The organism is Paraburkholderia sp. LEh10 (assembly GCF_017814945.1).
In the GTDB taxonomy this organism is placed as follows: Bacteria; Pseudomonadota; Gammaproteobacteria; order Burkholderiales; family Burkholderiaceae; genus Paraburkholderia.
Genome location: NZ_JAGIPX010000058.1, coordinates 42,839 through 52,231, shown reverse-complemented (window position 1 = coordinate 52,231; position 9,393 = coordinate 42,839). Strand labels below are relative to the sequence as shown.

Below are 9,393 nucleotides of genomic sequence, written 5' to 3'. Positions count from 1 at the left end.
CGACCATCTCCCCTACGGTACTGAAGTTTCGGCGAAATCGAGAGCACTCGCTACTACGGGGATTCTCGGGCGGATACGCATCAGCGACAGATACCCGTACAACCATGGCTGCGCCCTCAGGCGCTCAACCATTTCCGCCGATAGCGCCGCCTCGCGCAGCATCGAAGTGGACGGTGCCCGCTTCATCAGGCCACTCCGCGTGTGCCCATGCGCACCGGCCAGCGCATCAGGCGACCGCGCTGCATCGAGTGAAGCTCGGTCTGCGTGAACGAGTTGATCGACACATGCCGCGCCAGGTAGTGCTCGAGAATCAGCCCAAACAGGTATGGGCTGACGCCGGAAAAACCGGTCTCGTCGACCGTCAACTGGCACTCGATGCCACGCCCGAACACCAGCGGACCACCACCCGGCAGCTTTCTCGCGACGGGACGGGTCTTCACGCCCACAAGGCTCTCCACCTGGCGCCGCGGTCCCGTATCGTCGCCGGTCAGAAACAGGCGAAGCATGTCGCGTACACCCTGCCCGCCAGGACGGTGGTCCATGTCTTCAAGCGGCAAGTAATTGAAATTCAGTTGCCGGATGAGCCGCCATGCGGTTTCACGCTCTGCGAACGGCGCGCGCGGCGTGCTCGGCGCGCGGATCAGCCCAACGCCCACCACGGGCACCGATTCGCTGGCCTTCAGGTCATCCACGCCGTCGCGCGGCAACAGGTTCGGCAAGTCGCGATTGGTCAGCCATGCGTCGACCGACAGGTAGCGCATCCCTTCGTGATACGGCGCCTCATGCTGGTCGACCAGCGACACGAAGACCTCGGTCCCGATATAGGGCGTGCGCGTACCATAGCGACGTGCCGACTCCGACAACAGCCGGCGTTCGCGACGAAGCGAGAAGTAGCGTCCGTGATTGCCTTCGTCGTTATTCAGGGTCTGGTAAAGCGGCCGGAACTCGAGTCCCGCCGATTCCTTGCCGACCTGACCAATCAGCGAATCGACCGCAAACACCTCGTAATCGAGCGGTGCGAGGCGCTTGGGTACCAGGTGAAACTCCGTGCTGGCCTGGTTCAGCTCGATGCGATCGACCTGGCGTGGAAACAGGTTGATGACGGGAGTGCAGAACAGCGCGAACCGCGATGCGTCGACGAGTCCCGCCAGCCGGTCAGGCGACTGGTCGAGCAGCACGACGATCTCGGCTTCGCGGCCGCTTGTCTTTTTCAGTCCCTCCCGCAGTCCTGTCAGCGTAAAGAAATAGAACCGGCTCGGACAAGTGAAGTATTCATGCAGCAGGTTATGACCATGAAACTTTGACCAGACGAGAGGCAACAGGCCCTGACCGGTACCGAGTCCCTCGTGTACGACTGCGTCCTGCATGACCGCGCCAAAGGACCGCCCAGGCTCGCCGAATGCACCGGGTTCGCCTGTGATCGACGCAACGCCCGCCGCGTGAAGTAACTCGAACAGGTGCGAGGCGACCTGCTCGTCCCCGGCCAGGTAGACCGGCAAGCGGTCCAGCCCCCGCAGGTCCGCGATGTTGGACTCGCCCGTGCACCGTAGCCGTAACCGCAATGCACCACGCACTTGCGTATGCGGCGGCACGTAGCGGTCAAGCATCGGGATATCCGGCGGAATTCCCGTCAGCCTCGCTTCGGTGATCTCCAGCGGGTAAAGGGTGATGTCCTGGCTGGTGCGAAATTCGCACGCTGTTTTCTCGCCTGGTGGCGTCCGGCTTTTGAGCGCACTGCCACGCGGCACCAGAAACCCTTCGATGAGGCTTCCTTCCTTCGGGCTCGGGAAAAAACGGGTGATTGCCATCGACGGCGAACCGCTCCTTCAACATCTGCGGCGCGTTCCGACGACGTCGCCCGCCGACCTTTACGCGTTGCTGATCAGCATGGCAGGGGAACTCTCGACCTACGTGCGTCCGCAGACGCGCCGGCCGCTCGAAAGTCATCCGCCGTATCAGCACATCGAGCCGCATGTTTGCCTGAAACCCGTCGTCGATGACACGCACCTGCTGCTCAACGCGGTGCTGGTACGCAGCGCGCAGAGCATCCCGTTTGCCGATGCGGGGTACGGCATGCGCAACGCGGTGGTCGATCCGGCGGAAATGCGCAGCTTCAATTCGCTCGTGCTTGCCGTGTCCGCGCAGATGCCACCCGATACATTGATCCAGCAGTTCGCCATGCAGGCCAAGATGGGACCGTCCGAACGTCTGCCCGATCTGGTGCGCTCGCATCTTCCGGGCATCGCGCTTCAGGCGCTGCCCGTGCCGCCACGGCAGATTCCCTTCAATGCTGGCTACGTGTACTACGAACTGTCGCGCACTGGCCCATTGTGGGACGCGGTCGCGCAACACGGCGGTATCGCGCTGCACGTGGCAGGCGACTTCCCCGGACTGAGGCTGGAACTGTGGGGCGTGCGCGGATAGCGCGCTACACGCCCAAAAACAGGAGCGCTTCTGCTGAAGCGCCTGTTGGTCATCAACCAAAGGAACACAGTGAAACCTGACCCAGGACTTCCTTCATTCGGCACGGCATTTCCGACGGCCGATCGCACCGCGGCTACCGGTATGCAGACAGTAGCCGGCGAACCCGTAGTTGATCTGAAGCCGGCTCTGCCTTCCGAACCACTGGCGGACATCCCGTTGGGCGAACCCCAAGCTGCGCGGCTGCGATCCGTCGAAGGCGCTCGCAATCCGCTGCTCGAAGCCACGCGTCCATTGCTGCGCGCGCTCGCCGACATGCCCAATGAGCTCGATCTGAAGGCTATCGACCGGCTTCACCTGCTGCTAAAGCAGGAAATGCGCGTCTTTCAGCGACTATGCGAGCAGGCCAGGATCCGGCGCGATCACATGATCGGCGCCCGCTATTGCCTCGCGACGGCGCTTGACGAGTCTGCCGGCCAGACGGACTGGGGCAAACGCGAAACCGGCGTCGAATGGATTCGCAAAGGCCTCGCCACTGAGTTCCATGAAGACCGGCAGGGTGGCGACAAGGTCTATCTGCTGATCGGGCGACTAATGACCGAAGCGCAGGAACATCTCGACCTGCTCGAAGTCATCTATCGGCTCCTGAGCCTCGGCTTCATGGGCCGCTACCGGCACGAGGCCGATGGCGCACGCAAGCACGACGCCGTGCGCCAGCGACTCTACAACGAAATCCAGACCCAGCGAGGGATCGTGCCAATCGCGCTCTCGCCGCATGTGCAATCCGACGCACGCGGGCGGCGCATGTCGGTCTACGACTTTCCGGTCTGGATCACGTTCGTGGTACTTGGACTGATGCTGCTCGGCCTGTTCGGCTGGTTCAAATACCATCTGCTGGACCATAGTGCGGCCGTCGAGAAGCAGATCATTGACATCGGCCATCTGACACCACCGCCCGCCCCACGGCTGCCGCGTCTGAAGGAACTGCTGAAAGACGAGATTGCCGCCGGCACGGTCACAGTCGATGAAGACGCACGCCACAGCTCAGTCACGTTCAAGGGAGACGCGATGTTCCCGCCGGGTGCCGTCAGCGCAAACGCGTCGATGGGCCCGCTCATTGCAAAGATCGCGAACGAAGTCGGCAAGGTGCCGGGCAAGGTGACGGTCACCGGCTACACCGACAACGTGCCAATCAGAAGCCGCCAGTTCGCATCGAACGACGCGCTCTCCGAAGAACGCGCTACCCAGGTCATGCAGATGCTGCAGACAAAGGGCGTAGCTGCCGCCCGGCTCGAAGCCATCGGCAAGGGAGAGGCGAACCCCATCGGCGATAACGCCACGGCGCAAGGTCGCGCGCAAAACCGCCGCGTCGAAATCACGGTCATGCCCTGACCGCGCACATGCCCATCGGGACTCAAGGATGAAGAAGTTTTTGTCGTTTCTGGTATCGCGCTGGTTTCTCGCATTCCTCGCGCTGTTGGTTCTCGGACTGGTGATCTGGTTTCTGGGGCCCTTTGTCGCATTCGGTGGCCTCAAGCCTCTCACGACTGCAGGAATGCGCATTCTAGTGATCGCGCTGTTGCTTGTCGGCGTGCTTCTTTGGCTTGCCGGCCGATCGATCAGCGTGGTGTTCGTCGCCCTGCTTTGCCTGCTCATCTGGTACGCGGGGCCGCTGCTCAGTTTCGGACATACCGAGCCACTGGTGTCGGTAGCGACGCGTGTCATCGCCATTGCCGTCGTGCTGGCGGTCTTTGCCGCATTCGGCCTGTACTGGCTCTGGCAGAAAATGCGCAGCGACGAAGCGTTCCTCAAGAAGGCGCTCGCATTCGGCGCCAGGAAGGAGGCATCGCCCGCCGCCGGTCGGCTCAAGGACGTCGAAACCCGTGTCAATGCGGCGCTCGTCCGCCTCAAGTCCATGCGCACGGGTGCACGCGGCGTCGGGCGGCTATTCCAGGGCACGCGCTATCTGTACGAGTTGCCCTGGTTTATCGCACTCGGCTCAACGTCCTCTGGCAAGACGACTGCATTGCTGAATGCCGGACTGGCGTTTCCGGTCGTTGGCGCGACGCCGCGAATATCCGGCGCAGCGACCAGCACGAAGAACGTCGACTGGTGGCTCACCAATGACGCGGTGTTGATCGACACTGCTGGGTACTACACCCGCCATGGCGCATCGACGCTGTCACTGCCCACGCCCGTAGATCAAGACCGCGAGAGCGACGAAAAGAACAGCCGCCGTAGCACGACAGGTCGAATGGATGCTCCCGACGCGCAAAGCGATGCCGACTGGCGTCGGCGCGTCGATGAAGACGAATGGCATGGTTTTCTGGACCTGCTTCGCCGTCATCGTCCTCGTGCGCCGATCAATGGCGCGTTGCTCGCGATCAGCCTCGATGTGCTCACCGCATCCGATCCGGCAGCGCGTGCAGCGGAAGCCGATGCGCTGCGCGAACGGCTGATTGATTTGCGCGGCAGGCTCGGCATCCGCTTCCCGGTCTATCTGATGATCACGCAAATGGACCGGTTGTCTGGATTCGCCGACTACTTTGGTTCCTTGACTGAAGAACATCGCACGCAGATGTGGGGATTCACGCTGCCCGTCAATAGCCGGGCAGATCAGGGCAATCTCGCCGCCCTCTGCGACGGAGAATTCAGGCAGCTTGCGGCACGTCTGACCAACGGCGTCAACACGCGCCTCGAAGACGAGTACGATCTCGACAGACGGCGTCGTCTCGCCACCCTTCCCGAAGCGTTCGCCTCACTCGCGGCGCCGTTCGCCGAACTGCTTGCGCAACTCTTCGTCGACTCGCGTTACGACGACACGCAGCATCACGCGTCGATACGAGGCGTGTACTTCACGAGCGCCCTGCAGGGCGGGCAAAAGCTCGTGGCCGAACCGCTCACTGTCATGCACCGCCTTACGACGGGGCGCAGCAGTCCACTCGCAGCGCACGCCATGCAACCGGCTGGAAACCAGAGCTATTTCCTGCATGACCTGTTTGCCAAGGTCATATTTCCGGAAGCCCATCTCGTGCGTCCCAACCTGCGCTGGGAATACCGATTCCGTCTGCTACGGCTGCTTGGCCATGCGCTCGGACTTCTGCTGTTCGTCTGGCTTGCGATCGGTATGCGCATGAGTTTCGGCAACAACAGCGACTATCTCGATGCGATCGCGCGCAAGACGCAGGCACTCGCAGCAAAGGTCACTCAGCTTTATCGCGAGCCGAAACCGGAAGCTGTTCCCGACACGCTGGGTGAAGCGCGTTACCTGCCGACCTGGACGGGACTCGATCTCTCCGATCCTGACAGCGGATTCCGCTATGGCTTGTACAGTGCGCCGGGCGTCGTCGATGCGAGCCGCGCAACGTATCGCGCGCTCGAAGACAACCTGCTGCTGCCGTCGATTGTTCATCGCCTCGAAGATGTCATCGCGCAATCGATGGCAAACAAGGACGCCAAGGCCACGTATGATGCGTTGCGCGTCTACCTGATGCTGTACGACAAGGCGAAGTTTAGCGCCACCGATATCAAGGCCTGGGTATTGGACGACTGGGCGAAGAATGACAGTGCATCGATTTTCGGTGGGCGAGCATCGATGATCGAACACGTCGAGGAGCTTTTCTCGGGTGATCGAGTCGTCCAGTCGCCCCTGATCCGCAACGATGCGCTGATCCAGCAGGCCCGCGCGTTCCTCGACGGCAGCAATGCGACACAGCGTCTGTATGACCGCGCAAAAGCGGACATGGCGAAAGAGGCACCCGACGAGTTCACACTGCTGCGCGCAGTAGGCCCTCAGGCAGGAACGGTGTTCACGCGGGCGAGCGGCGCACCATTGTCGCGTGGTGTACCCGGCCTCTTCACCTTCGACGGCTACCGCAATCTGTTCGACAAGCGGCTGCCCGAATTCGTCGGCGCCGCACGCGATGACGACGCGTGGGTGATGGGACGTTCGTATCTTGGCGACGCTCAAAAAAAAACGGCTGAAATTGTGAGCACGGTGACGGGCGCCGACGATCCGTTGACGGAAGCGATCCGCCGCCTCTATCTGACCGAGTATGCGCAGCGGTGGGACGCATTCCTCGGCGATATCCGCACCGTTGCCGGCACAAGCCTCGCGTTCAACCTGCAGGTGCTGCGCCAGTTCGCAGCACCGGATTCCCCGCTGACGCGGCTCGCGCGCGCGGCCGTACACGAAACGACCCTCACCCGGTCGATGGCGGCCGCAGATGGCTCGCTTCTGCAAAAGACCACCGACCAGCTCAGCCAGAAAGCAGACAAGACGCTGGGCATCCGCGCGGAAGAACGCATCGAGCGCGAACTGGTCGACACCCACTTTGCGGCGCTACGTGAGATGGTGACGGGCAATGGCGACGCGTCGACGGCAAACCAGTCTGCCAATACGCAGGCCGGCAAGACCGGGCTCGATGGCGTCACGAGTCTGCTCAACGATTACTACACCGCGCTGACGGTCGCGGACAACGCAATCGCAAACAACAGCATGCCGCCAGCCAGCGATGCCGCAGCAAAGCTGAAAATGGCGGCCAACACGATGCCGGCGCCATTTCGCGAAGTGCTGCTCGGACTGTCAGTCCAAGGCTCACACGAGGTCAATCAGGGTATCGGCCAACTGCTCTCGCGCCAGATGCAGGCCGTCGTCAGCGACACCTGCCGGCTGACAGTCGAAGGCAATTACCCATTCGCGCCCGACAGCCCGCGCGATGTGAGCATCGACGACTTTACACGCGTGTTCGCGCAGGGTGGCGTGATCGACGATTTCTTCGCGAAGAATCTCACGCCATTTGTCGATACGTCAGCCAAGCCATGGCGCTACCGCACACTACCCGGCGCCACTGAGCCGGTGCAGGGTCCCGATCTCGAACCTTTCCAGCACGCAAAACAGATTCGCGACATTTTCTTCGGCGATCAGGGCAAGCAGCTTCAGTGGAAGACGGATATCCGCGTGCCTGAACTCGACCCAACCGTGACCACGCTTGCGATCGACATCGATGGCCAGAGCACACAGTATCAGCACGGGCCTGTCGCACCGTTTGCCGTGAACTGGCCTGGCCCGCGCGGCGGTGTGCACGCCGAAGTCACAGCAAGTCCGCGCGTTCACGCAGAAACGTCCACAGTCACAGCGGACGGACCGTGGGCGTTGATGCGCCTGTTGCGCAAAGGGCAGATCATCGAGACCGCCACACCGGGCCGCACACGCGTAGCGTTCGACTTCGATGGACGCAAGGCCGTGCTTGATATTGGCAGTGCCGGAAGTGTTCCTAATCCGCTGACCAGTGACGTGCTCACCACTTTCCGTTGCCCTAGTTCAATGCCGATGTTCAGTTTGCCCAACAGCGGTCCGCCGCCAGAATTGCCGCCTGCGGCTGGCGTGGCAAACCTGGGTCGTATGCATTGATGCGCTCGCCATAAGCCCTCCGGACGCAACATGAGCACATCGCGTATTTTTGATTCGTCGGCAACGTGCCGCGATAGTGATCCGCTCCCGCAGACATCTGGATGTGACAAGCTGGGAGTCCGCGACGGCATGCGCATGGTGCTGCATGACGGGCACAAGAACGATCCTGAACTCCTCTTCGAGCCTGCCGTTGTCGGATCCACCTCGGCACCCGCCGGTCGCCGGCATCCCTTGGTAACGCGGCAGCTCACGGAAGTCTCGCGACGAATTTAGCTAACACAGCGCAGTACGAGGAGCGCCAGCATGATCATCGATGAAATAGGCTGGACCGTGCCAGAAGCAAGGGGAAGTTGCTGCGGCGAAGCGCCGTGCTGACTCTCTGCCATCTATCCGACATCGTCATTCGGGCGAGCACGGGCAGCATCCAGCAGAAAGGCGATCTTTTTGACGCTTGCGCCCGTCTCGTTGCGCAATTCATCCACATAAAGAAAAAAGGACCTACGGCTTTCACCGTAAGTCCTTGATTTTCCTGGTCGGGGCGAGAGGATTTGAACCTCCGACCACCTGCACCCCATGCAGGTACGCTACCAGGCTGCGCTACGCCCCGAAAGCATGAAAGTATAACAGACACTTCACGCGAATAGAACCGCCACAATTAATCTCGAGCGATTTAAATCGTTCAATGCCCGAGCAGGTCGATCACCTGCAACAACTCCTTGCGCAACTGATCGACGTCGACGCTCGCGGTGGTCGGCTGCACGACCGTCCCTTCGACCACTTCATTTTCGCCTTCCGCGCTCTGTACGGCGCCATGCGAATCGAGCCGGTTACGCGCGCCGTTGATCGTAAAACCCTGCTCGTACAGCAACTCGCGAATCCGCCGGATCAACAGCACTTCATGATGCTGATAGTACCGGCGATTGCCCCGGCGCTTCACCGGACGCAACTGCGTGAACTCCTGCTCCCAGTACCGCAGCACATGTGGCTTCACGCCGCATAGTTCGCTGACTTCACCGATCGTGAAGTAGCGCTTCGCAGGAATCGGAGGCAAGACGACTTTTTCGATCGTCGCTGTCATCGTCAGTTAGCGGTCGGTTGACCGTCGTAATGGTTGCGCAGACGCGCGATTCGATCAGCGCGCGAAGCTCTCTTCAGCGCCGTTCTCAACCAGCGCCTTCAGCTTTTGACTTGCGTGGAACGTCACGACGCGGCGCGCGGCGATAGGTATCGCCTCGCCCGTCTTCGGATTTCTGCCCGGACGCTGCGGCTTGTCGCGCAACTGGAAGTTGCCGAAGCCGGACAGCTTGACGCTGTCGCCGCCCTCCAGCGCATCACGAATCACCTCGAAGAACGCCTCGACCATGTCCTTCGCTTCCCGCTTGTTGAGCCCGACATTGTCGAACAGCAGCTCGGCAAGCTCAGCCTTGGTGAGCGTCGGCGCTTCGACCGACGCGCTGGAGGTTGAAGTAGGAATATCGCGGATCATGGCGCTACGTTGCGCCGAAAGAAGGGCTTCGAAATCACTCGAGTTCATTTCATTCATATCTGTCAAATGGCGC

At 61.5% G+C, this 9,393-nt stretch carries 4 protein-coding genes, 1 tRNA gene and 2 pseudogenes; 3 read left to right on the top strand and 4 right to left on the bottom strand.

Annotated elements, in window-relative coordinates:
* Positions 1–185: 185 nt before the first annotated feature.
* Positions 186–1,817 (bottom strand): annotated as a pseudogene (gene tssF / locus J8I87_RS33705) (type VI secretion system baseplate subunit TssF); the annotation flags it as partial.
* Here tssF and tssK point away from each other — a divergent pair.
* The 3 genes and pseudogenes from tssK to tssM all read left to right on the top strand — a co-directional run.
* Positions 1,816–2,424 (top strand): annotated as a pseudogene (gene tssK, locus J8I87_RS33700) (type VI secretion system baseplate subunit TssK); the annotation flags it as partial. The pseudogenes tssF and tssK sit on opposite strands and share 2 nt — an antisense overlap.
* Positions 2,425–2,565: 141 nt before the next feature.
* Positions 2,566–3,813, top strand: a complete 1,248-nt coding sequence (gene tssL / locus J8I87_RS33695; protein ID WP_209936570.1) for a type VI secretion system protein TssL, long form — start codon at positions 2,566–2,568, stop codon at positions 3,811–3,813.
* Positions 3,814–3,841: 28 nt separating this feature from the next.
* Entirely contained in the window at positions 3,842–7,834 is a 3,993-nt protein-coding gene (gene tssM / locus J8I87_RS33690; RefSeq protein ID WP_209936569.1) for a type VI secretion system membrane subunit TssM, read from the top strand.
* A 530-nt stretch (positions 7,835–8,364) separates the two neighbouring features.
* Here tssM and J8I87_RS33685 read toward each other — a convergent pair.
* The 3 genes from J8I87_RS33685 to J8I87_RS33675 form a co-directional block, all read right to left on the bottom strand.
* Positions 8,365–8,441 (bottom strand) — tRNA-Pro (locus J8I87_RS33685).
* A 72-nt stretch (positions 8,442–8,513) separates the two neighbouring features.
* On the bottom strand, positions 8,514–8,912 hold the full coding sequence (locus J8I87_RS33680) for a MerR family transcriptional regulator (RefSeq protein WP_209936568.1): 399 nt from the start codon (positions 8,910–8,912) through the stop codon (positions 8,514–8,516).
* Positions 8,913–8,966: 54 nt separating this feature from the next.
* Positions 8,967–9,377: an integration host factor subunit alpha gene (locus tag J8I87_RS33675; RefSeq protein WP_209936567.1), complete on the bottom strand. Its 411-nt coding sequence runs from the start codon at positions 9,375–9,377 to the stop codon at positions 8,967–8,969.
* Between the last annotated feature and the right edge of the window lie 16 nt (positions 9,378–9,393).